The organism is Pseudoalteromonas sp. Ld19 (genome assembly GCF_045064135.1).
Lineage (GTDB): Bacteria > Pseudomonadota > Gammaproteobacteria > Enterobacterales > Alteromonadaceae > Pseudoalteromonas > Pseudoalteromonas aliena.
Window position 1 is genome coordinate 159,781 of sequence record NZ_JBISHA010000024.1, and the last position, 20,266, is coordinate 180,046.

Here is a 20,266-nt window from a genome sequence, read left to right on the forward strand (position 1 = left end):
GGTATCCAATTAATTACTGCGTTTAGCTGTATTTAGTCAGCTAAAATTCTAAATTCTTTTTGGGCAATTAAATTACCTTGTTCGTCAACTACGTCTACACGCCAGTGACCTGCTTGTGTATCCATAATGTTTTTTGTTGAGTACGTTCTATAACGAGTAGATGTGACATTAAGCGAAATTTCTGCCATAACGCTGCCCTCAAAGGTCCATACATGCCTTACCTGCTGCCCTTGTAAACCTTTTAACTCACTAAAAAATGACAGTGAATCCTCAAACTGGCTCAAGCGAATATCAGCAGCAAATACATTGGTAGGCTCACGCTTACTTACTTTACGCGTCAATACCGCGCGGCTAATTTTATCCGTATCAATTTGTGCGCCCAATGCGACACTTGCAACCTGAGCTGTAGGCGAAAAACCTTCAGTGCCACTCAATGCACCATCATCTTTTTCTAACTCTAAGAGTAAGTTACTCTGATTAGCAGGCTCTGTTGTATTTTGAGCTCCTGCGGTTTCTTGTTGCACTTCATTATCAAGATTTGAGTTTAACTCTGTATTAATGCTTTCGCTTTGATCAGTCACAATTTCGTTGTTAACTAATAAAATCGTATCATTGTTTACAAAATCGACTTCGCTAGGTGTATTACTTGAAATGTTTTTTTGATTTTCATTTTGCAAAGCTAATAACGGTTCAATACTCATCTGTGTTATCTCTACAGACTCTTCAGGGATATTTTTTAGTTGCTTAGGCTCAACACCTGTTGCTTCATCGCTTGTCTGGCTCGTAGCGCTATTACTAAACCTTAAGAAGTGCTCTTGCTCATTTGGATGCTCACCTTGCTCTGCACTGACAGACGCTGTTAAACCATACACAACAGCTGCAGAGGTCATTAATACCAACATAGCAATACTCACAATACGACGCCAATTCCACTCGTAGCTTACCGTTGGTACGCTCTCTTGTAGTTCGCGTTTAACATTTGCTTTAATAACTATTTTTTGACTCATATTGACCTCAGCGGTTGCAAAATTAACTTAAACGAGCAATTAACCATTGGCGGATAGCTTGCAGTTCTTCTGCGCAAACTTGATGAGCCATTGGGTATTCTTGCCAGCTTACATCCAAGTTATGTGCTGTTAATACTTCAAACGCACTTCTGCCCGCACTATGCGGTACTACGTTATCTTGGCTACCATGCGCCATAAATACATTTAAATCAGTATGCTTTGCTTCGTCAGTAAATTTTTGCGGCACACACATATAAGTAGACAGCGCCATAACACCGCCAAGCTTTTGCTCAAAACGCGGCGCTAAATGTAGCGACACAACCCCCCCTTGAGAAAAGCCAGCTAAAATAATTTTATTAGCCGGTATGCCGTTAGCAATTTCTTGATTGATTAACGCTTCTACTTTCGCAGCCGAGTCTCTCACGCCCTGTTCATCGGCACGTTTATCTAACTCTATAGATTTAATGTCGTACCAAGAACGCATTTCCATGCCACCATTTATGGTGACCGGTTGCACTGGCGCATGCGGAAAAACAAACCGTATACCTAGTTCACTCGGTAAATTTAACTGCGGTGCAACAGGTGCAAAACCATCACCTGAATCACCTAAACCATGTAACCAAATAACGGTCGCTTTGTGTTCACCTTGGGCTGGGTATTCTACAAATTCTAAACTCATAGTGATGACTGCCATTTAACTTCTTGGCCAGCTTGGCGCGTTGAGGCTTCATTAATAAATGCCCAAAACTCAGCACCAGATCGGTTATCAATCCATAGCCCATCGCGCATTTCAAAATGATGACCGTTAAACTTAGTTGCAACCCATACTTGATGAAGAGGTGCTTGTTTGTTGATCACTATTTTACTTTTGTCAGGAAAAATAATTTCTAAAATACCTTGTGCCGATTCATAATCCAAATCAGCTTCGCAATCATCAACCTGCTCTTCAATAGTGAACATAAGAGCTTCGGCTAATTGGTGATATTCGTGTTCAGTCATTGTTATTTCCTTTGCAGGCGAGCCGCCTAATATTGGGTACGTTTTAGCTTTGAATTAGCTTTAAAAATGTGCAGCTAGTGTAACAGGAATAAAATCATCCGCGAATAGCTGCATTTTTTAGATATTCTGTTACTCTGCGATTATAAAGCCAGCAACCGTATTAATCTAATGAAAGCGACACATACCTTACAATTAAAAAAACTATTAATAAGCACTGTACTGTTAAGCGCCTTAGCTGGCTGCGGACAAAGCGGTCCGTTATATTTACCAGAGCAACAAACAGAGCAAAATCAACCCCAAGATATAGCTAAACCCGCTATTGCCGAAGAGCAGGTAAATGCACAAGTAAAACAGGAGCAGTAAATGGATTTTTTTAACTATAAAAACAATCAACTGTTTGCTGAAGAGGTAAGTATTGCAAGCATTGCACAACAGTACGGTACGCCCTGTTATGTGTATTCACGCGCGACCTTTGAACGCCATTATTTAGCATTTGCTAACGCCACTAAAAACCATAAAAGTTTGGTCTGCTATGCAGTAAAAGCAAACTCTAATATTGCCGTGCTTAATATATTGGCGCGCTTAGGATCGGGTTTCGATATTGTTTCTAAAGGCGAACTTGCGCGAGTTATTAAAGCAGGTGGAGACGCTTCTAAAGTGGTTTTTTCAGGCGTTGCTAAAACATCTGATGAAATAGCGTATGCATTAAAGTTGGGGATTAAATGTTTTAATGTAGAATCTGTCTCTGAACTTGAGCGTATCTCTGAAGTGGCTTGCGAACTTAATTTAGAAGCGCCTATTTCTATTCGCGTCAATCCCGATATCGATGCAAAAACACATCCGTATATTTCTACCGGTTTAAAAGAAAATAAGTTTGGCATTGATATTCAAACTGCAGTAAGTGTTTATCAACAAGCAGCGGCTTTACCTAGTTTAAAAATTATTGGTGTTGATTGCCATATTGGTTCGCAATTGACTGAAGTTAGACCATTTTTAGAAGCCCTTGATAAATTAATGGCGCTTATTGATGAGCTAAAAACCAACGGTATTGAGCTAACGCACTTAGATATTGGTGGCGGTCTAGGCGTGCCATATAACAACGAGCAACCACCACACCCAAGTGAATATGCAGCGCAAGTTACCGAGCGCTTAGCAAACTATAAACACCTTGAACTTATTTTTGAACCAGGACGCGCTATTGCTGCGAACGCTGGTATTTTAGTGACTCAAGTTGAATTTATTAAACAAAACCAAGACAAATTTTTTGCTATTGTCGATGCAGGTATGAACGACATGCTGCGCCCTGCACTTTATCAAGCGTGGCAAAAAATTATTCCGGTATCCGTTCGCGACGACGAAACACCTACTCACAATTTTGATATTGTGGGTCCGGTGTGCGAAACGGGCGACTTTTTAGGAAAAGATCGCGAACTTGCGCTTAAACAAGGCGATTTACTCGCACAACGAAGTGCAGGTGCATATGGCTTTACCATGAGCTCAAACTACAACTCGCGCCCGCGTGCCGCAGAAATAATGGTAGATGGCGAGCATCATCATCTTATTCGCGAACGCGAAACTATTGAAAGCCTTTATCAAGGTGAGAAAATTTTACCATAAACGTTTTTGTCTACTAGCTGCTCTGTGGCATGATTAGCACAGAGCAAAACCGAATTAGAGCGCTATGTTAGTTAATTTTTCCAAAATGCACGGCTTAGGCAACGACTTTGTTGTGATTGATAACATTACACAAAATGTTTTTTTGTCGCGAGATCAAATAAAAAAACTGGCAGATCGCCATTTTGGCATTGGCTTTGACCAATTGCTGATGGTTGAAGCGCCATATTCGCCTGATCTCGACTTTCATTATCGAATTTTTAATGCCGATGGTACTGAGGTTGAGCAATGTGGTAACGGCGCACGCTGTTTTGCTCGCTTTGTACGTATGAAAGGCCTTACTAACAAACACAAAATTAGTGTCTCAACTAAATCAGGCAACTTAACCCTGTATATCGAAAAAGACGGCCAAGTAACCGTAAATATGGGTCACCCTAATTTTGAGCCAAGCAAAATACCGCTCAAAGCCAGTAAACGCGAACTCACTTATATTATTAGAGCACAAGAGCACACCGTATTTAGTGGCGCAGTCTCTATGGGTAACCCACATTGTGTACTAGAAGTTGACGATATCACTACTGCGCAAGTGGATATATTGGGTCCGCTGCTGGAAAATCACGAACGCTTTCCGCAACGCGCTAACATTGGCTTTATGCAAGTTGTATCGCAAGAACATATTAAATTAAGAGTATGGGAGCGCGGTGTTAACGAAACACTCGCTTGTGGCACCGGCGCCTGTGCAGCAATGGTCATTGGTCATATGCAGAATAAGCTATCGAGTGCCGTTCAGGTCGATTTACCTGGTGGTAGTTTACAAGTTCGTTGGAGTGGCGAAGGCCATCCAGTACGTATGACAGGCCCCGCAGAGCACGTATTCGACGGACAAGTAGCCCTATGAGCGAGCTAAGTAAAAAGCAGGTTATTGATTATTTGCAACAACACCCTGAATTTTTAATTCAGCATCCTGAGCTACTTGCCCAACTTGAGTTACAACAGCAAACTCAAGGAACAACGTCGCTGGTACATATTCAGCAACGACAGTTACGCGAGCACAACTCGCGTTTAAAAAATCAAATAGACACTATGAGTAAACACGCTACTCAAAACGAGCTGGTGTATCGTTTATTTACTCAATGTCACCGTCAACTTTGGAGTAATTACGACTTCAATACGCTCGCCAGTAACTTACAAAATATTATTTGTACTAACCCTGATATTGACGATTGCAGACTAATAAAATACGCCGCCAAATATGATGAACTGGTTAAACACCGTTTGTCTAATGCAAACTATTATTTGGGGCGCATTCACCAGCAAGAACGTGATTTACTGTTTAGCGAGACTACTCAGTCCGTTGCCATTTATTTAATTGGTGATATAAAAAAACCAACCGCAATTTTGGCTTTTGGTAGCAATAACGCAAACCACTTTGCGCCCGAACAAGACAACTTATTTGTACTCGACTTTGTACGTTCGTTACAATTACGGCTGCTGGAACTTGCATGAATGACGACGCGCCCAACACGAGCGAATTGAGTGACCGTTGGCGTACACCTATTGCTTTATTTAGCGATTATTTAAAATTTGAAAAACAATATTCAGCACACACCGTAAATCAATATGTAAGCCAACTTAGCTTTGCAGCGCTTTATTTTAATAAGTTATGCGACGATTGGTTTAGCGTTCAGGGCGAGCATATTCGCCGCTACAGTATGGCGCTACGTTCAAAGCAATTAAGTGGGCGGACTATTAGCTTAAAGCTCAGCTGTATTCGCAGTTTATATAAGTTTTTAAAAGCGAAAAACATTGCAGAGCAACCCCATTACCATAACCCTGCAGTAGGTATAAAAGGCCCTAAGTTTGCAAAGCCTTTACCTAAAAATCTCGATGTAGATCAGATGGCACGCTTACTCGAAATCCCCAGTGACGAACCTCTTGCGATCAGAGATAAAGCAATGATGGAACTTATGTACTCATCTGGGTTGCGCATTAGCGAGTTAGTTGGTGCTAACATACGCGATATTAGCACTGCTAATGGCGAAATTTTGGTCTGTGGTAAAGGCAATAAAGAGCGGTTAATTCCAGTAGGAAAAAAAGCGTTAGACGCATTGCAAAAATGGTTAATTATACGCCCTCAATATGCAAAACCTGACGAAATAGCGGTATTTTTAAGTAGCCAAAAAAATCGTATTTCGGTTCGCCAAGTTCGCTTACGCATGCAAGAGTGGGGAATAAAACAAGGCATTAGCTCACAGGTTCATCCGCACAAATTACGCCACTCATTTGCTTCGCATATTCTAGAGTCGTCGGGGGATTTACGTGCTGTGCAAGAATTATTGGGGCACAGTAGTCTATCGGCTACCCAAGTGTATACACATTTAGATTTTCAGCATTTAGCCAAGGTGTACGACAACACGCACCCACGAGCAAAAAAACAAACCGATTAGGAAAATAAATATGATCCGCTTTAATCGTGCTATTAAGCCATTTTCTGTACTTAGTTTTGACCTAGACGATACCCTTTACGATAACCGCCCTATTATTAAAGCCGCAGTGAAAGCACAAGCCGACTACCTAAACAAACTCGCTGGCTATCAAGAAAAAGGCCCACAGTATTGGCAATATTGCCGAGAACTTGCTGCGCAACAACAACCAGCCCTTGTTGACGATGTAACACAATGGCGAAAACAAACACTGCGCTTAGCACTATCAAAGCTTGGGTTTAACCAAAGCGACATGGAGCATCATGCAAAAGGCGCTTATAATGCTTTTGCTGATGCACGTAGCAATATTACAGTGAGCGATGACATACTTGCCCTGCTCGATAATTTAAGTAAGCAATATACATTAATCGCAATTACCAACGGTAATGCAGAAGTAGAGCGTTTTAATTTAAATAACAAGTTTGCCCTCGTGTTACAAGCTGGTTTACATGGGAAAGCAAAGCCGCACAGCACGTTATTTGACCAAGCAGCGGAGCACTTAGCTGTTAATAAAAACGCTATTTTACACATAGGTGATAGCCTTGATAGCGATGTACAAGGTGCTAATAATGCAGGTTGCCAATCGGTTTGGTTGAACAACCAAACGGCTAATTATGCTTATAAAGGCCTGGCTGATATAGAAATAGCCGATATTCACGCTTTAACGCATTTAATTAAAAAATAAGAGGTTAAAATGAGCCACTATACCAAGCTAATCACCTTGCTATTAATTGGCTCACTTAGCCTTAACGCTTATTTACTGTGGCCGAAAAAAGCGCCTATTAAAACCCAAAAAATTGTAAAAAACACATCACCAAAGCAACAAAATTCACTGCTAAGTATCGCCAAATCACAATTTAAGCAACACCAATTTAATGCAGCACTAAATAGCTATCAACAACTCAAAAACAGCAATCCAGAAAGTGCAAAAAACCTTTATTCATCGTGGCTTGTACAACTTAAAATATGGCTAAATAGCGATTTATTACTCAGCGAATCACTTATCAATACGTTATTAAATAAAAGCCCTTATAACGTAGAATTACTTAACTTTCAGGTGGAGTATTTAATTAATAGCGAGCAAACACAAAACGCCATTATTGCTTTATTTGAATTGTTCCCGCTGCTATCTGCTGATCAGAAAAACAACGCAAATACACGCTTAAATACGCTCACCCAAAACGAATTAAACGCATTAACAGAGCAAAAAAACTGGCAAGCTATTATTGAAAACACACAAATTTGGCTCGATTATAAAAGCGATAACGCACAATTTTTATATCCACTTGCGTATGCCTACTATCAGCAAGGCGATTTAATTAGCGCACAAGCAACACTTGATCGAATGCCCAGCCAGCACAACTTAAAAACACAAGTGCAAACACTACATACCATGATTGATAAATCACTGTCACCTAGCGACTACGTAACCCTGGCCCCTTACGGCGCGCACTATTTAATAACCACCGAAATAAATAGTAATTTATCCACTGAACTAATGATCGATACAGGCGCAAGCGTAACCTCACTACCTACAAATATTATTGATCAAATTTCGCCACAGCCTTTGTATTTAGGCGATGTAACGGTAAACACAGCTAACGGTCAAATTGTTGTAAGGCGCTATCAAATTGAATCGTTTAAAGTGGGCGAACAAATAATTTATGGCTTTGAAGTACTGGGTATTGAAAATGTACGTGGACAAGGTTTATTAGGGATGAACTTTTTATCGAGATTTAAATTCAATATAAATCAGCAAACAGATGAGCTAGAGTTGAGCGCTAAATAATTATAAAATATAAGAACATAACATGACATTAAATGACTACTTAGCAACACTTGCTGAAAATCCAAATAGCATTCAATTTACCGATACAATGGCGGTGATTGAAGCGAATTACCATTTTACCGCATGTGGTTTTAACAACCACGGTTTGCTTAGCTCTGCAAGTGAGAACAACGGGTCGTGTAAAATTTTTGCATTCGCTAAATTAAATGATTTGAGCAAAAAAAATACCTTAAACTGTTTTGGTAAATTTTACCGAGACGACGTGCTGCAAAACCCTAAAGGGGATGATCACATGAACATTCGCACCTTTATGTTAGCACCAGAGGTAACACCTTTTTTAGGTATTACCTTTGAAGGCAAGTCACTAAAAGTAAAATAGCCAGCAAAAAATTAGAGCGACTTTTCCATAAAGTAGCGAGTCCCTGAGCGCGGGTAATTATTAAGTTGGTACTTAACACTATAACCCCGCTTTTCGTAAAAAGGTTTTGCCTGAAAATCAAGTGTATCAAGCTGAGCAGTTGTTGCACCTAGTTCAATAGCATCTTGTTCAAGTGCCGTTAGCAGTTTATCTGCAAGCCCTTTACCTCGTGCCATATCACTACACCAAAGCCAACTAATCATCAGCCAATTTCCAAATACACACCCACTAATACCGGCAACAAGCTCGCCTTGCTCATCAGCAAATTTATAACCTAATGGCACTCTTTGCGCATCAAAATGCTGGGCGTTAAATTCAACCATTTGCGCGCGAAGCGCTACGTTTAACGCATCAGTATTATCTGCTGTTAATTGATACATGTGCCACCCTTAAAGAGCTGATACTAGCAAACTAGCTCAATCAATACAGGTTATTTTTACCAAATGGGACTTCAAGCATATTACTGGCTGTTTTTTCGGGTTGACCACACATTTCGTCGTAAGCACTTGTATGGCGCAGCATCATTTGTGCATAGGCTATTTTTTCAAAACGCTTTTGAATATGCAGTGGGCTTAGTGCTTTTATAAACTCACCATTTTCCTCTGTCACGTAGTATTCGACATTATTTATAATTACAGAGACTTGGTATAATGCCATTTCAAGAGAATGCGCAACCACCTTTTGTAATGGCTCATGTTTTTTTAATTCTGAGAATTTCATACCCATAACAACCACCTTTTTTAAAAGTAACCTCATAGATACGCATCTTTGCTATAATCGCGATCAAATTTTTATTAGCCGCTGACATTACACATTATGAGTACAAAAATTCGACTCGCTAAATATATTGCCCATGCGGGTATTTGTTCTCGTAAACAGGCATCGCGTTTAATTGATGAAGGTGTTGTGACTGTAAATAATCGCCCAGCGAATCATATCGATCACGTTGATGAGCAAGACACTATAATAGTGAACGAAAAAGAAATTAAAGGTGCTGCCGATTTAGTTTATTTTGCGTACCACAAGCCAGTAGGTATTGATTGCAAATTAAATATTGACGACCCTGCAAGCCTCATTCATCACCTGCCTACCTTTACTCGTGTTTACCCCATTGGCCGCCTTGATAAAGACTCCCGTGGTTTACTTATTTTGACCAACGATGGGGATTTTTGTAATCAACTAATACATCCTGATTTCCACCAGCCTAAACATTATTTAGTCACCGTAAATAAGCCTTTAGATGACGACTTTTGTACAAAAATGGCAGCAGGCGTACCTGTTGATAAACACATAACCCTGCCTTGCGAAGTTAATAAAATAGCCAGCAATCAATTTAGTATTGTTTTAAAGCAAGGGCTAAACAGGCAAATACGTAAGATGGCGCATTACTGCGGCTACAAAGTTATTGACTTATATCGCGCACAATTTAGCGAGCTTGCACTTAAGGATTTGAACCTTCTTGAAGGGAATTACATAAAAATTAATAAAAATGATATTTTACAGCCCCGCACTTAATACTTTTTACAAAACTAAAACTTTATAAAAAATAAACTTGCAATTATAGATTACAGGCGTAGTCTATAATTAAAGATTACACTTGTAGGCAATAGCATGATTGAGTTATCAAAAGCAGAATTTGACGTGCTCGAGGCACTTTGGATTAACTACCCCGCCGCCGCGAGCCAAATAATTGAGCGCTTAAGCGACGATAAACAATGGCACGAAAAAACCATTAAAACCTTACTTGGTCGTTTAGTAAAAAAAGGCGCACTAACATTTGAAAAAGACGGTCGCCAATATATTTACACGCCCTGTATTGAGCGTGCAGACTACACTTTAAAAGAAAGCCAAAACTTTATTGAGCGCTTTTTTAGCGGACGTATTGCGCCACTAGTTAGTGGTTTTGCTAAATCGGAGCAGCTTTCTCAGCAAGATATAAACGAGCTTAAAAAAGTTATAGATGACTGGGAAAAAAACCAAAAGTAAGGGATTAACATGGTTATTCAAACTGGATTTAATTGGTTGATTGAGCAGCAACTACTATTAAGTATTTTGTTTTGTGGATTTATTTTACTCGAGCGATTTGGTTTAAAAGCCCTTGGCTCGCGATTTGTATATAAATTAGCATGGCTATTACCTGCGGCCTTGGTTATCGCTAACTTACCAAACGCGATTAAACCACTGCAAAACAGTGATATTAGTCACTACTTAATCACCCCCAACCAACCTTTTACAAACGAGGTAGGTATTAGCTGGGCGCTCATGTATGCACTTATTACCGCAGGGTTATTAATAGCAAGTTTTATTACACATACCCGTTTTGTTAAAAGCCTGCAGTTAACTGAATTAACCCAATTTGAAGGCACTCTTACTGCTGGTGTTAAAACCTATATCAGTCAATATGTGGCCACGCCAATGGTGGTCGGTATTTTAAACAGCAAGCTGGTGTTACCTAGTAACTATAATGCGCAATTCGATAAAGCCACATTAGCGCTTATTTTAGAGCACGAAAACGTACACATTAAACGCAAAGACAACCTAACAAACGCACTTATATTACTGCCTACTATTTTACTTTGGTTTAACCCACTTGCTTGGTTTTGTTACGCAAGCATGCGCCGTCTACAAGAACTGACATGTGATGAACGGGTATTAGCCGATAAAAACATACAACAACACATTTTATACAGCAAAGCCTTAATAAGCTGTGCGGCAAATGCGCCAGCAGGATTTATGGCTTATTCACACTACGGAGATAAAAAAACCATGTTACAACGACTTACTAATATAAAACACAGCACAGAACGTTCAAAGTTTGCTAAAGGTGGCTTATTGCTTGTAGCAGCAAGTATGCTAAGTGGATTGGCGATTGCAAAGCAACCAGAGGCAATGGCTAAAGAGGATCACATTTCACCGACAATGCGTATTGAACCTCTTTATCCAATACAAGCAGCTCAACAAGGCATCAGTGGCTCAGTGGTATTAAAGTACGATATAACTCCCAATGGTGAAACCGCGAATGTTTCTGTTGTTAGTGCAAAGCCTGAAGCCATATTTGACCGTGAAGCTAAAAAGGCGCTAAGACAGTGGCAATACAAACCCTCATCAATGGGTTATCAAGGCGTGCTTGTGCAGCTCGACTTTGCGATTAACGAGAATGTTGTTCATACCGATTTAATAGAGCGAATTAAAGTATCGCGCTAACTTTATTAGACTTTTCAAGACTACAAAGCAAGCGCCCTTTTAGGCTGCTTGCTTTGTGGTTTTACGCTATAAAGTTATAAGCTCACCACAATCATGGCAATGGCTGATCCCAAACCAATAAACCACACCAATGAGCGAATTATATCTAGGTTCATATAGTAAAATACGCAATACAAAATACGCGACACAATATGCGTAACCGCTAGCGTTTCTGTCATTGCACCTACAGAGTCAGTGCCCAGTACAACTGCAATAGCAACAGCAAAAACAGCAAGCGACTCAAAGCAATTTTGATGAGCAGCGAGCGCCCGAGCACCAAAGCCGGTTAATTTTGATTGCTGCGCCCTTGGGTGTTTATTGTCGTATCGACCTAATTTTGCCATTGCTATAGCTACTGGCACTTTTGCAAAATAAGGCATTAATACCGCGAGTAATGCACATACAACTAATGTTGTCATAAATTATCCTTTTGATGTTTCGGATAATTTAGCATAAGCGGACAAAAAAACCGCCAGAAACGTTTGATAACAAACGCAGGCGGCTAACAATAACATCAGGCTTACTATAGCTAAATTCGCCCCTAAACCCGTGCGACATAATGTCGCAGATGATGAATATTCAACATCACAGTTAATGCATCGCATTAATAACTAAAGATTGTTAACGTAAAGACCTTATTTTTAATCGACAAATACCATGACTTGGATCTTTTTCACTTTTTTAGCCGCCTTCATGCAAGCATGGCGTAATGCCCTGCAAAGTAAATTAAGTAACGATGTGAGTGTTGCTGGCGTAACCCTCTCTCGCTTTATTATTGCAGGCCCTATTGCGGCTGTGTATTTATATGGTTTGTATCAATACCAAGATACCGCCATGCCTACGTTTAATAATGTCTTTTGGGGATTTATTATAGCCGCAAGTGTTATGCAAATACTCGCTACGGGCTTGATGGTTAAACTATTTCAAATGAACAATTACGCAGTAGGCGCGGGTCTTGCCAAAAGCGAGGCGTTAGTGGCTGCTATTTTAGGTGTATTGTTTTTTGGTTCTGCCCTTTCTTTACTTGGTTGGCTTGGTGTATTTTTTGGCGCTATTGCCGTGTTACTGCTCAGTGGTATAACAAGCGTTAAACACTTTAATGCTAAAACGGCGTTACTAGGACTTGCTTGTGGTACTTGCTTTGCACTTACATCGTTGTGGGTACGAGAAGCGAGCTTAAATTCAGGATTATTATTTCCACACTCAGCCGCTTGGGTTTTGCTGTTTGTAATTAGCCTACAAACACTAATACTACTTGGCTATTTATTATTAAAAGAGCCACATACTCTTAGTAAACTTTGGCAATATAAAGGTATTACAACAGCCGTTAGTATTCTTAGCTGTGTAGGCTCAATTGGCTGGTTTAGTGCAATGAGCTTGCAGCACGTGGCGTATGTTAAAACGCTTGGACAGGTGGAAGTGTTTTTTACGATGCTAATTGCTGTGCTTTGGCTAAAACAACCACCAAAACACCAGGAAAGCGCAGGGCTATTATTGATTGCAGTGGCTGCCATATTGGTTATGTAAACTTGCAAAGCCTTCACCAGGCAGCTTTTTACTCAGGATAGTAGCCTCTTCAAACTTAGCTGGTGAAACGCCGCCTGTGCGTGGCTAGCACTTTTTTGTACTGTAAAACTTCTCTATAAAATATTTCAGCTTTCGTATATTCGCGTGGCGAATATATTTTATGCTTAATTATTCGTTTTTAATTGTTGCAAAAAAGCTTTCAGCACCCGCATTATCATGACAGCTCCCTGGTAATCCTCCCTAAAAATAATAGATGCCAAATGTAGAATTTTCTCTTATTGTAAACACAGGAGAAAATTATGAAAAAAGCACATTTTACAGACAGTCAGATCCTTGCCATTTTAAAACAAGCAGAGTTATGGACTTATAATAATGAACGCCCTAACATGGGCATAGGTGGGATAACACCCATACAAAAACTGGAAAAGTTAAACAACGGAAATTCTACAGATAGCCTCCATTAAAAATGGGGGGATTACCGGGTGGCCAGCGCTACCTTATTGACTACCTTGATCATTATACTACTGTACAACTGCTGAGCATTATTCCAATTCGAATATAAGCGTAAACTTAGCTCCCCCATAACTACTATTCGACAATAAAATATTCGCCCCGTGAAGATCAACTATTTCTTTTACAATAGACAAACCGAGCCCAAATCCTGCCCTGTCTGAATGAACTTCTTGTCGAAAATATGGTTGAAAAACCCGTTCGCTATTTTCCTTTTTTATTCCCTGCCCATCATCTTCTATAAAGATATTAATATTTTTATTTTGTTTTTGGACGGTTATATATATATTATCTTTGCCATATTTGTCGGCATTTATCACTAGGTTTCTTATTGCTCTTGACAATAAAGAGCCATCCGCAATTAGATTACAGGGTGACTCAATTTTGAGGTGGACTTTACTCTTGCACTCCTGTTGAAACTTTTCGCAATTTAATGCTAAAAAGTCCCCTACCTCAATTGATTTCTGTTCTAACTTTAGTTCTGCTCTTTCCATTTGAGCATATTGCAGTAACTCTTCTACCATTTCTTCCATAACAAAAATCTGTTTCTCTAGACCACTAAAATGCTCTTGTGACGATTTATCTATTATTTTGCTTAATAGCTCTATATATAAGTGCATTTTAAATAGAGGGGAGCGAATTTCATGTGCAAGAGAAAGGGTTAGTCGCCTATGACTACTTAACAGTCTCTCTAATCTTTCAGCCATATCGTTTAAAGAAGAATTTAGTCTTCCCACTCTCAGAGAGCTTTTCGTAGGCACTCTTGCAAAAAGTTCCCCTTCGCTGATATTCACTACAGTTGCTTCAATTAATCTCAGCTTTCGATGTAAATTAAAAAACCAAATAAAGCAGCAAAGTGCAACCATAAAAACCAAAGTAAGAACAATATAATTATCTAACTTATGTGTTAATTGAATCAATTCATTTGATTCATCTTCATGCATTCTATAATACTGTTCGCCAGAAAAGATTTTAAAGTAATCATAAAATTCATCGTCAACCCAGACATCTTGAGATGTTAATTCATTACGAATGTTAGGAGGAATAGCAGATTTCGATATGGGTTCAATAATAACTTTGTTACGTTCAGCGATTAATTGCAGGAGATGCTCTTGTTTATCTTCTGATATGTGTTTTTCTAGCTCATTTAGTAAGATAACTTCTGCGGAAAAGTTGTCAGCATCAATAATATTGTATACATCAACATACAAGTAGGTATTTAATATATGTAACATTATAAAAAATAAATACAATGTAAACAATAAACCAAAATACAAAGGTAAAAATAGTCTAGCCATGATAAAAACTTTTCAAGTTAGCGAAGTATAGTTCTCAAAGAGAACTTAGATAGCTTCTAAATAAATTAGATGTGTGATTACCAAAAATCAGGAACGAACATATAACCTTTACCACGCACAGTAATTATCCCTTGTGGTCTAGAAGCATTATCTTTCAGCTTCTTTCTTATTTGAGAGACTTTATTATCAATCGATCGATCCAGTCCATCATAGTCTATGTTTCTTAAAGATTTAATTAATTCTTCTCGGCTGATTACTTGCTCTGAGTTTTCGACAAGGTGCCATAACAATGAAAATTCAGACGGGGTTAAATGAATTAACTGATTATCTAATTTACACCGTTTGAGTTGGTTACTTAGCCATAACGCCCCATAGGTCCGCTCTTTATTAGAAGGTTGAATTAGGATTTTTTCTTGAATAGAGGATTTTCGAGAAAGTAAGTTTTTAATTTTTGCCAAAAGAACTCGCGGTAAAACAGGTTTTTTCATGAAATCATCAATTCCCATTTCAAGTGCCGCAACCTGATCCATATCATCTGCACTTGCAGTGAGCATCAAAATTATACCCTTAAATTGTTTTCTTAACTGAACTCCTATGGTTAAACCGTCAACTTTAGGTAACATCAAATCCAATATAACCATATCAGGATCATGGGTAAGAATAACTTCTACGGCGTTCTCCCCAGAATTAAGAGCTATTACATTAAAACCATACCCTGATAAATAGTTTGTTAGTAAATGAGAAAGCTCCTCATCATCTTCTATTAAGAGTATTTTTGAAGAAAAGTTCATAGCGCTCAAAGTATCGTATATGATTAGCAAACTTTGAGTATAACAAATACCGAAAAGTTAGTAAGGGGATAACATCCCCTCTAAGTACTTTATTTAATCATCTTTGAGTAAGTATTTACTCATTTCTTCATCAGACATTTCATGAATACTATCAAAAGGAGCAGCATTAATAGTAAAGAAATAAAACTCAGGTCCTAATTCATCACCTAACATTTCACGGAAATAAGTTAATTGTGATTTGTGAGCAGGGTCATCTTCGCTCAACTGGTCTGCCGTTTTGCCAGATTCACAACACCAAGAATGCACGCCAACTATAGCACCGCTTTCATATACACGTTGATAACCAGATGCAAATAAATCTACACCTCCAGAATATATTCTAGAACCTTTCTCTACTTTTGTTGTTAACTGAGCATTACGGATCAACCTTCCTGTATGTGAGTTAATATCATCATCAACAGAGCCAGTAATAGTTTGTAAGAGTAACGTTGTAACTTCAGGGTTATTATTTACAAGATCTTGAATCTGTGTGTAAGTCTTTGTGCCTAATTCACCTTTTACTGTTGCAATAGTTCCTTCTATTGCTAATGTTGTACTACCACTCGAAACTACAGAATCATTAATAACAAGGCGAACACTGTAATCTTGTTGAGCAGTATTATTAAGTCTACCAGTATAAATGGCATTATCATCATCAAATTCAATCGATATGTCATAGCCAAACAAATATGCGTCCACTTCCTCTTGAGCAGCCCCTAGATCTCCAGTCCCTGTTTCTATTACATAGAGGTGAGCCAAGGGTACCCCTTCAATAAAGTCAAAGCCAAAAGACAAAAAACCTTTTTCATAGCTGGCATATACAACTTTCCCCTTTACATCAGTAGAATGAACCGACATATCATATTGCACGCCATCAATTTGCAGTTCTAATTGATCATACTTATATTTAAACTCTTCAACATATTCCGCAACGTCATCAGGATGAAGGTTATAAACTGCTTCAGGTTGAGTAATTGTTGTTGAGCTATCTGTAGGATCTGATGCCGTTGTAATCGGCTCACTCTTAGTACTGTTACTTCCACCACAAGCAACTAAAGCTATGGCAAGTACAATTGGGCAAGTATATTTCAAAATTGTGTTCATGGTATCTCCAGTTCAGTTTCTTAAGCTGGAGTAAGTGTATTGGAAACCAACAATTACTAATATCACCTATATGTCTTGCAAATGTATGTAAAAAACTTACATTCTGTACGGTGAATTATTCATTAATTGCTCTAGGGCGTGTTGACCTTTCGTGGGTGAATTTGCAGCAGACTGTTTGGTTTTTAGGCAAGGCAGAGCCTATGTCGTGTGGTTATTCCCCATAAATAGTCGATAACGCAGCATAAATACCAAACATGGGCTGCCCTTTGGGTTCTTTCTAGGGACGATTAACTCTCTGTTACTCGGTTTTTACTTAGCCCACTAGGTTACAAACCTCACGCCGCGATTTAATCGCCCCTAGATTGAACAAATTTCAATCCACAAAGGTCAACACGCCCTAGATTTCTGAATCCATAAATTTGACAATGAAGTATTAATCACTTGATACGATCGCACTGTGCTACTAACTTAGATGGTTAAACGACTCAACTTTCTTTTAACTTTTATAACGATTTAGCCTGTTGATAAGGCTAAATTTTAAGATTAGGTTGGTTATGTTGCTAGGTTAAAAGTATCAAAAAACGCAGGCTTCTATACCTGCGCTATTCATAATTAAGCGTTTATTCGAATTACCAATTAAGAGCTAATTTTTAGGGTTATCACACCACTAATAATCATTAATACTCCCGCAATACGACCAAACGTTGCGGCATCGTTATAAAACAATATGCCGACTAAAAACGTACCTGCAGCGCCAATACCTGTCCATACGGCGTATGAGGTGCCCATTGATATTTGCTTTTGCGCAAGCCACAACATAAAGCCACTAGCAACCATAAATGCAATAGCTATGGCGATGCCTTGCCATCGGGTTTCTGGGTTTTGCGATATTTTTAAGCCAATCGGCCAGCCAATTTCAAGTAAACCAGCAATAATTAAGTACATCCATGCCATTAAGCATCTCTCTTTTTCAATATAACTTCGTATAAATCTTCACGGCGATCTTTTAAGTTACGCACTGTGCCTTCACTGTGAAGAATTTTTAGCTTATCCATATCAAGATCGCTAAATAATAGCATTTCGGTGTTTGGCGTGGCTTCGTTTAGTGTTGCATCGTGCGGGAATGAAAAATCTGATGGCGTTAATACAGCTGATTGCGAATATTGCACATCAAGGCTTTCTACTTGAGGTAAGTTACCTACCGAGCCTGCAATAACCACATAACATTCGTTTTCTATTGCACGGGCTTGTGCACAATGGCGAACACGTAGGTAGCTGTTTTTAGTATCAGTCCAAAATGGTACAAACAGAATATCTAACCCTTGTTTGGCCAATATGCGTGAAAGCTCAGGAAATTCTACGTCATAACAAATTTGAATACCTACACGACCTGCATCGGTTTCAAATACAGCAATTTTGTCACCGCCTTGAATAACCCAATCGTTTTGTTCATGCGGGGTAATATGTATTTTGCGCTGCTCGTCTATTTTACCGCTGCGGTGGCATAAATAACTCACGTTATAAATTTTATCATCTTCGGCCAGTGGCATAGAGCCGGTAATAATATTGGCGTTATATTCTATTGCCATACGCGACATCGCGTTTTTAAACGTCTCGGTGTATTCAGCTAAATAGCGAATCGCCTCAGTTTGGTTACTTTGATTTCCTAGCCCCATTAATGGCGCGTTAAAAAACTCAGGGAATAGTATAAAGTCACTTTTGTAGTCAGATACGGTATCTACAAAGTATTCAACCTGCTTTAGCATTTCTTCAACTGATTCAACACAACGCATTTGCCACTGCACAGCACCTACGCGCACGATTGATTTAGTTGATTCAAGTACCGTGTCGGTTGGCTCATACATAATGTTATTCCACTCAAGTAAAGTGGCGTAACCAACTGACTCTTGATCCTCTGGTAAGTACTTTTTAAGCAAACGCTTTACCTGAAAATCGTTAGATAACTGAAAACTTAAAATAGGATCGTATAGCTCTCTCTGATCTACTTTTGCAATGTATTCCATTGGCGTCATTTCACTGCTGTGATTGTAATAACGTGGAATACGCCCACCCGCTAAAATAGCGCGTAGGTTATATTGGCGGCACAGTTCTTTACGGGCATCATAAAGGCGACGACCTAAACGCATGCCCCTGTGAGTTTCGCTAATGGCAACATCTAAGCCGTATAGTGCATCGCCGTCGGTATCGCTAAATACACGGTCGTGACCATCTGCAATGTCTTCGTAGGTATGCGGGTTTGAAAAACGTGTGTAATCAACTTGTACGCTCAGCGCTAAGCCCACCAGCACGCCGTCATCTACAATACCTATTTGCCCTTCAGGAAATTGGTCTATTAATCTAAAAATGGTATGACTTGGCCACGCACCACCCAAGTCGGGATACGCTTGATCCATCAAGGTTTTAATTTGCGGATATTGCTCTCTGGTTAAGTTACAAATTTCAAGATGGGTTTTTTCTGCCGACATACACAACTCCTTTAGGCATAAGAAAATAAAAGCCGAATGCACGCTCGATTAAATCAAGAATACACTCAGCTTTGTATCATGTTTTTTACTTTAGATGTACTACTTTAAGCTGCGATAAAAAAGTGTGGTTACTTTCTCTTTTGGTAACCAGCCTGCGTATTCAAGACCAAGTTCTGCCAATGGATCGGCTTTAAGTACTTGCTCTAAGCTGGCATTATTTTGCATTGCTTTTAGCATTACGTCTTTCGCGTTTTGAACTAGCTTACCATACGCTATCAGTCCTGAACGGTCACTTACCTTACCGTGTCCTGGTATTACTTTCGTGTTGTCGTCAATTTGTTTAACTACATCGTTTACTGCCGCTAAAATACCATCAACACTGCCACCGCTATCTACGTCAACAAACGGTAAGCTGCCAAAATTAAAATAAATGTCGCCCATGTGTACAATGTTGTCGTTACTGAAAAAGATAACCGAATCACCATCGGTATGTGCATGTTCATAATGCACCACATGCGCGTGTTCGTTATTAAAATGTAGTTTTAAATCGTGACCAAAACTAATGCGCGGTAAAAAGTCTGACCCTTCCCCGTGCTGCTCTTCTAAGCGTTTATGTACATTGTTGTGTGCTATAACATGCGCGCCCGCTTTAGCAAAGTTTTCGTTGCCACCGGTATGATCGCCATGATGATGGGTATTAATAACAAACTCTGCGCTGCCTGGTTTTAAATCGCTAATCGTTTTTTTAATATCATCTGAGAGTTTGGCAAACTGATCATCAATAATATAAATGCCGTCATCACCTACACTTGCTGCAATATTACCGCCTTGCCCAAATAATACGTATACATGGTCACTTAATTTTTGTGCTGTTACTGGACCCTCATCGGCTTGCGCTGATGTGCTTAGTAATAAACCTGTTATTAATGCGGGTAGTATTTTTTTCATTTTAGTTCTC

General features: G+C 39.2%; 25 protein-coding genes. 13 read left to right on the forward strand and 12 right to left on the reverse strand.

From position 1 onward, the window contains the following. Window positions 1-32 precede the first annotated feature (32 nt). Genes ACJJVZ_RS19520 through cyaY form a run of 3 tightly spaced genes read right to left on the reverse strand, consistent with a single transcriptional unit; the run spans window position 33 to window position 2,006 of the window. Complete coding sequence (locus ACJJVZ_RS19520) at window positions 33-1,007, reverse strand: DUF2914 domain-containing protein (RefSeq protein WP_405602903.1); 975 nt, start codon at window positions 1,005-1,007, stop codon at window positions 33-35. Between the two features lie 22 nt (window positions 1,008-1,029). Then, entirely contained in the window at window positions 1,030-1,686 is a 657-nt protein-coding gene (locus ACJJVZ_RS19525) for an alpha/beta hydrolase (RefSeq protein ID WP_182702310.1), read from the reverse strand. Further along, entirely contained in the window at window positions 1,683-2,006 is a 324-nt protein-coding gene (cyaY, locus tag ACJJVZ_RS19530; RefSeq protein WP_002960979.1) for an iron donor protein CyaY, read from the reverse strand. The genes ACJJVZ_RS19525 and cyaY overlap by 4 nt, the downstream gene beginning before the upstream one ends. A 168-nt stretch (window positions 2,007-2,174) precedes the next feature. Between cyaY and ACJJVZ_RS19535 the strand changes: the two genes are divergently transcribed. The 8 genes from ACJJVZ_RS19535 to ACJJVZ_RS19570 all read left to right on the forward strand — a co-directional run bounded on the left by ACJJVZ_RS19535 (window position 2,175) and on the right by ACJJVZ_RS19570 (window position 8,271). Then, entirely contained in the window at window positions 2,175-2,369 is a 195-nt protein-coding gene (locus ACJJVZ_RS19535) for a lipoprotein (RefSeq protein ID WP_405602906.1), read from the forward strand. Next, on the forward strand, window positions 2,370-3,623 hold the full coding sequence (lysA, locus tag ACJJVZ_RS19540) for a diaminopimelate decarboxylase (protein ID WP_405602909.1): 1,254 nt from the start codon (window positions 2,370-2,372) through the stop codon (window positions 3,621-3,623). 64 nt (window positions 3,624-3,687) lie between these two features. Next, window positions 3,688-4,518: a diaminopimelate epimerase gene (gene dapF / locus ACJJVZ_RS19545; protein WP_193155082.1), complete on the forward strand. Its 831-nt coding sequence runs from the start codon at window positions 3,688-3,690 to the stop codon at window positions 4,516-4,518. Beyond that, a complete protein-coding gene (locus tag ACJJVZ_RS19550) occupies window positions 4,515-5,126 on the forward strand; it encodes a DUF484 family protein (protein WP_405602911.1) in 612 nt (203 codons plus the stop codon). The genes dapF and ACJJVZ_RS19550 overlap by 4 nt, the downstream gene beginning before the upstream one ends. Continuing rightward, window positions 5,123-6,067: a tyrosine recombinase XerC gene (locus ACJJVZ_RS19555; protein WP_405602913.1), complete on the forward strand. Its 945-nt coding sequence runs from the start codon at window positions 5,123-5,125 to the stop codon at window positions 6,065-6,067. The genes ACJJVZ_RS19550 and ACJJVZ_RS19555 overlap by 4 nt, the downstream gene beginning before the upstream one ends. 10 nt (window positions 6,068-6,077) lie before the next feature. Further along, a complete protein-coding gene (locus ACJJVZ_RS19560) occupies window positions 6,078-6,788 on the forward strand; it encodes an HAD-IA family hydrolase (RefSeq protein ID WP_405602915.1) in 711 nt (236 codons plus the stop codon). 9 nt (window positions 6,789-6,797) lie between these two features. Beyond that, window positions 6,798-7,892 (forward strand): retroviral-like aspartic protease family protein, encoded by a 1,095-nt coding sequence (locus ACJJVZ_RS19565; protein WP_405602917.1) that lies wholly within the window; start codon window positions 6,798-6,800, stop codon window positions 7,890-7,892. A 22-nt stretch (window positions 7,893-7,914) separates the two neighbouring features. Beyond that, a complete protein-coding gene (locus ACJJVZ_RS19570) occupies window positions 7,915-8,271 on the forward strand; it encodes a HopJ type III effector protein (protein WP_405602920.1) in 357 nt (118 codons plus the stop codon). A gap of 11 nt (window positions 8,272-8,282) precedes the next feature. On the opposite strand, the gene ACJJVZ_RS19575 is transcribed toward ACJJVZ_RS19570, so the two are convergent. Beyond that, entirely contained in the window at window positions 8,283-8,690 is a 408-nt protein-coding gene (locus tag ACJJVZ_RS19575; protein WP_405602921.1) for a GNAT family N-acetyltransferase, read from the reverse strand. Between the two features lie 40 nt (window positions 8,691-8,730). Further along, on the reverse strand, window positions 8,731-9,036 hold the full coding sequence (locus ACJJVZ_RS19580) for a DUF6482 family protein (RefSeq protein ID WP_024607733.1): 306 nt from the start codon (window positions 9,034-9,036) through the stop codon (window positions 8,731-8,733). A 90-nt stretch (window positions 9,037-9,126) separates the two neighbouring features. Here ACJJVZ_RS19580 and ACJJVZ_RS19585 point away from each other — a divergent pair, with 90 nt between their 5' ends. The 3 genes from ACJJVZ_RS19585 (at window position 9,127) to ACJJVZ_RS19595 (ending at window position 11,514) form a co-directional block, all read left to right on the forward strand. Beyond that, window positions 9,127-9,825, forward strand: a complete 699-nt coding sequence (locus tag ACJJVZ_RS19585) for a pseudouridine synthase (RefSeq protein WP_405602924.1) — start codon at window positions 9,127-9,129, stop codon at window positions 9,823-9,825. A gap of 96 nt (window positions 9,826-9,921) precedes the next feature. Further along, window positions 9,922-10,296 (forward strand): BlaI/MecI/CopY family transcriptional regulator, encoded by a 375-nt coding sequence (locus ACJJVZ_RS19590; RefSeq protein ID WP_405602926.1) that lies wholly within the window; start codon window positions 9,922-9,924, stop codon window positions 10,294-10,296. A gap of 9 nt (window positions 10,297-10,305) precedes the next feature. Then, window positions 10,306-11,514 (forward strand): TonB family protein, encoded by a 1,209-nt coding sequence (locus ACJJVZ_RS19595; RefSeq protein WP_405602928.1) that lies wholly within the window; start codon window positions 10,306-10,308, stop codon window positions 11,512-11,514. Window positions 11,515-11,588: 74 nt separating this feature from the next. Here the strand turns inward: ACJJVZ_RS19595 and ACJJVZ_RS19600 are convergent, their stop codons facing one another. Next, window positions 11,589-11,972 carry an MAPEG family protein gene (locus ACJJVZ_RS19600; RefSeq protein ID WP_405602930.1) on the reverse strand — a complete coding sequence of 128 codons (384 nt, stop codon included), beginning with the start codon at window positions 11,970-11,972 and terminating at the stop codon, window positions 11,589-11,591. 238 nt (window positions 11,973-12,210) lie between these two features. Here ACJJVZ_RS19600 and ACJJVZ_RS19605 point away from each other — a divergent pair, with 238 nt between their 5' ends. Beyond that, the gene (locus ACJJVZ_RS19605; RefSeq protein ID WP_405602932.1) at window positions 12,211-13,080 is read left to right on the forward strand and encodes an EamA family transporter; all 870 of its coding nucleotides are present in this window, start codon (window positions 12,211-12,213) and stop codon (window positions 13,078-13,080) included. A 299-nt stretch (window positions 13,081-13,379) separates the two neighbouring features. Next, on the forward strand, window positions 13,380-13,544 hold the full coding sequence (locus ACJJVZ_RS19610) for a hypothetical protein (RefSeq protein ID WP_405621706.1): 165 nt from the start codon (window positions 13,380-13,382) through the stop codon (window positions 13,542-13,544). A 78-nt stretch (window positions 13,545-13,622) separates the two neighbouring features. On the opposite strand, the gene ACJJVZ_RS19615 is transcribed toward ACJJVZ_RS19610, so the two are convergent. The 6 genes from ACJJVZ_RS19615 to ACJJVZ_RS19640 form a co-directional block, all read right to left on the reverse strand. After that, window positions 13,623-14,888, reverse strand: coding sequence for an ATP-binding protein (locus ACJJVZ_RS19615; protein WP_405602934.1), 1,266 nt, complete (start codon window positions 14,886-14,888; stop codon window positions 13,623-13,625). Window positions 14,889-14,965: 77 nt separating this feature from the next. After that, on the reverse strand, window positions 14,966-15,679 hold the full coding sequence (locus tag ACJJVZ_RS19620) for a winged helix-turn-helix domain-containing protein (protein WP_405602936.1): 714 nt from the start codon (window positions 15,677-15,679) through the stop codon (window positions 14,966-14,968). A gap of 93 nt (window positions 15,680-15,772) precedes the next feature. After that, the gene (locus tag ACJJVZ_RS19625; RefSeq protein ID WP_405602938.1) at window positions 15,773-16,822 is read right to left on the reverse strand and encodes a hypothetical protein; all 1,050 of its coding nucleotides are present in this window, start codon (window positions 16,820-16,822) and stop codon (window positions 15,773-15,775) included. Window positions 16,823-17,458: 636 nt separating this feature from the next. Continuing rightward, window positions 17,459-17,776 carry a multidrug efflux SMR transporter gene (locus ACJJVZ_RS19630; RefSeq protein ID WP_138584204.1) on the reverse strand — a complete coding sequence of 106 codons (318 nt, stop codon included), beginning with the start codon at window positions 17,774-17,776 and terminating at the stop codon, window positions 17,459-17,461. Beyond that, window positions 17,776-19,308, reverse strand: coding sequence for a GNAT family N-acetyltransferase (locus ACJJVZ_RS19635; protein WP_405602940.1), 1,533 nt, complete (start codon window positions 19,306-19,308; stop codon window positions 17,776-17,778). The genes ACJJVZ_RS19630 and ACJJVZ_RS19635 overlap by 1 nt, the downstream gene beginning before the upstream one ends. A gap of 99 nt (window positions 19,309-19,407) precedes the next feature. Beyond that, window positions 19,408-20,256 carry an MBL fold metallo-hydrolase gene (locus ACJJVZ_RS19640; protein WP_405602942.1) on the reverse strand — a complete coding sequence of 283 codons (849 nt, stop codon included), beginning with the start codon at window positions 20,254-20,256 and terminating at the stop codon, window positions 19,408-19,410. Between the last annotated feature and the right edge of the window lie 10 nt (window positions 20,257-20,266).

What these genes read in the sequence shown, in the direction of transcription:
- ACJJVZ_RS19520 (WP_405602903.1), bottom strand. Translation starts at nt 1,007, where the DNA reads ATGAGTCAAAAAATAGTTATTAAAGCAAATGTTAAACGCGAACTACAA.
- ACJJVZ_RS19525 (WP_182702310.1), bottom strand. Translation starts at nt 1,686, where the DNA reads ATGAGTTTAGAATTTGTAGAATACCCAGCCCAAGGTGAACACAAAGCG.
- cyaY (WP_002960979.1), bottom strand. Translation starts at nt 2,006, where the DNA reads ATGACTGAACACGAATATCACCAATTAGCCGAAGCTCTTATGTTCACT.
- ACJJVZ_RS19535 (WP_405602906.1), top strand. Translation starts at nt 2,175, where the DNA reads ATGAAAGCGACACATACCTTACAATTAAAAAAACTATTAATAAGCACT.
- lysA (WP_405602909.1), top strand. Translation starts at nt 2,370, where the DNA reads ATGGATTTTTTTAACTATAAAAACAATCAACTGTTTGCTGAAGAGGTA.
- dapF (WP_193155082.1), top strand. Translation starts at nt 3,688, where the DNA reads ATGTTAGTTAATTTTTCCAAAATGCACGGCTTAGGCAACGACTTTGTT.
- ACJJVZ_RS19550 (WP_405602911.1), top strand. Translation starts at nt 4,515, where the DNA reads ATGAGCGAGCTAAGTAAAAAGCAGGTTATTGATTATTTGCAACAACAC.
- ACJJVZ_RS19555 (WP_405602913.1), top strand. Translation starts at nt 5,123, where the DNA reads ATGAATGACGACGCGCCCAACACGAGCGAATTGAGTGACCGTTGGCGT.
- ACJJVZ_RS19560 (WP_405602915.1), top strand. Translation starts at nt 6,078, where the DNA reads ATGATCCGCTTTAATCGTGCTATTAAGCCATTTTCTGTACTTAGTTTT.
- ACJJVZ_RS19565 (WP_405602917.1), top strand. Translation starts at nt 6,798, where the DNA reads ATGAGCCACTATACCAAGCTAATCACCTTGCTATTAATTGGCTCACTT.
- ACJJVZ_RS19570 (WP_405602920.1), top strand. Translation starts at nt 7,915, where the DNA reads ATGACATTAAATGACTACTTAGCAACACTTGCTGAAAATCCAAATAGC.
- ACJJVZ_RS19575 (WP_405602921.1), bottom strand. Translation starts at nt 8,690, where the DNA reads ATGTATCAATTAACAGCAGATAATACTGATGCGTTAAACGTAGCGCTT.
- ACJJVZ_RS19580 (WP_024607733.1), bottom strand. Translation starts at nt 9,036, where the DNA reads ATGGGTATGAAATTCTCAGAATTAAAAAAACATGAGCCATTACAAAAG.
- ACJJVZ_RS19585 (WP_405602924.1), top strand. Translation starts at nt 9,127, where the DNA reads ATGAGTACAAAAATTCGACTCGCTAAATATATTGCCCATGCGGGTATT.
- ACJJVZ_RS19590 (WP_405602926.1), top strand. Translation starts at nt 9,922, where the DNA reads ATGATTGAGTTATCAAAAGCAGAATTTGACGTGCTCGAGGCACTTTGG.
- ACJJVZ_RS19595 (WP_405602928.1), top strand. Translation starts at nt 10,306, where the DNA reads ATGGTTATTCAAACTGGATTTAATTGGTTGATTGAGCAGCAACTACTA.
- ACJJVZ_RS19600 (WP_405602930.1), bottom strand. Translation starts at nt 11,972, where the DNA reads ATGACAACATTAGTTGTATGTGCATTACTCGCGGTATTAATGCCTTAT.
- ACJJVZ_RS19605 (WP_405602932.1), top strand. Translation starts at nt 12,211, where the DNA reads ATGACTTGGATCTTTTTCACTTTTTTAGCCGCCTTCATGCAAGCATGG.
- ACJJVZ_RS19610 (WP_405621706.1), top strand. Translation starts at nt 13,380, where the DNA reads ATGAAAAAAGCACATTTTACAGACAGTCAGATCCTTGCCATTTTAAAA.
- ACJJVZ_RS19615 (WP_405602934.1), bottom strand. Translation starts at nt 14,888, where the DNA reads ATGGCTAGACTATTTTTACCTTTGTATTTTGGTTTATTGTTTACATTG.
- ACJJVZ_RS19620 (WP_405602936.1), bottom strand. Translation starts at nt 15,679, where the DNA reads ATGAACTTTTCTTCAAAAATACTCTTAATAGAAGATGATGAGGAGCTT.
- ACJJVZ_RS19625 (WP_405602938.1), bottom strand. Translation starts at nt 16,822, where the DNA reads ATGAACACAATTTTGAAATATACTTGCCCAATTGTACTTGCCATAGCT.
- ACJJVZ_RS19630 (WP_138584204.1), bottom strand. Translation starts at nt 17,776, where the DNA reads ATGGCATGGATGTACTTAATTATTGCTGGTTTACTTGAAATTGGCTGG.
- ACJJVZ_RS19635 (WP_405602940.1), bottom strand. Translation starts at nt 19,308, where the DNA reads ATGTCGGCAGAAAAAACCCATCTTGAAATTTGTAACTTAACCAGAGAG.
- ACJJVZ_RS19640 (WP_405602942.1), bottom strand. Translation starts at nt 20,256, where the DNA reads ATGAAAAAAATACTACCCGCATTAATAACAGGTTTATTACTAAGCACA.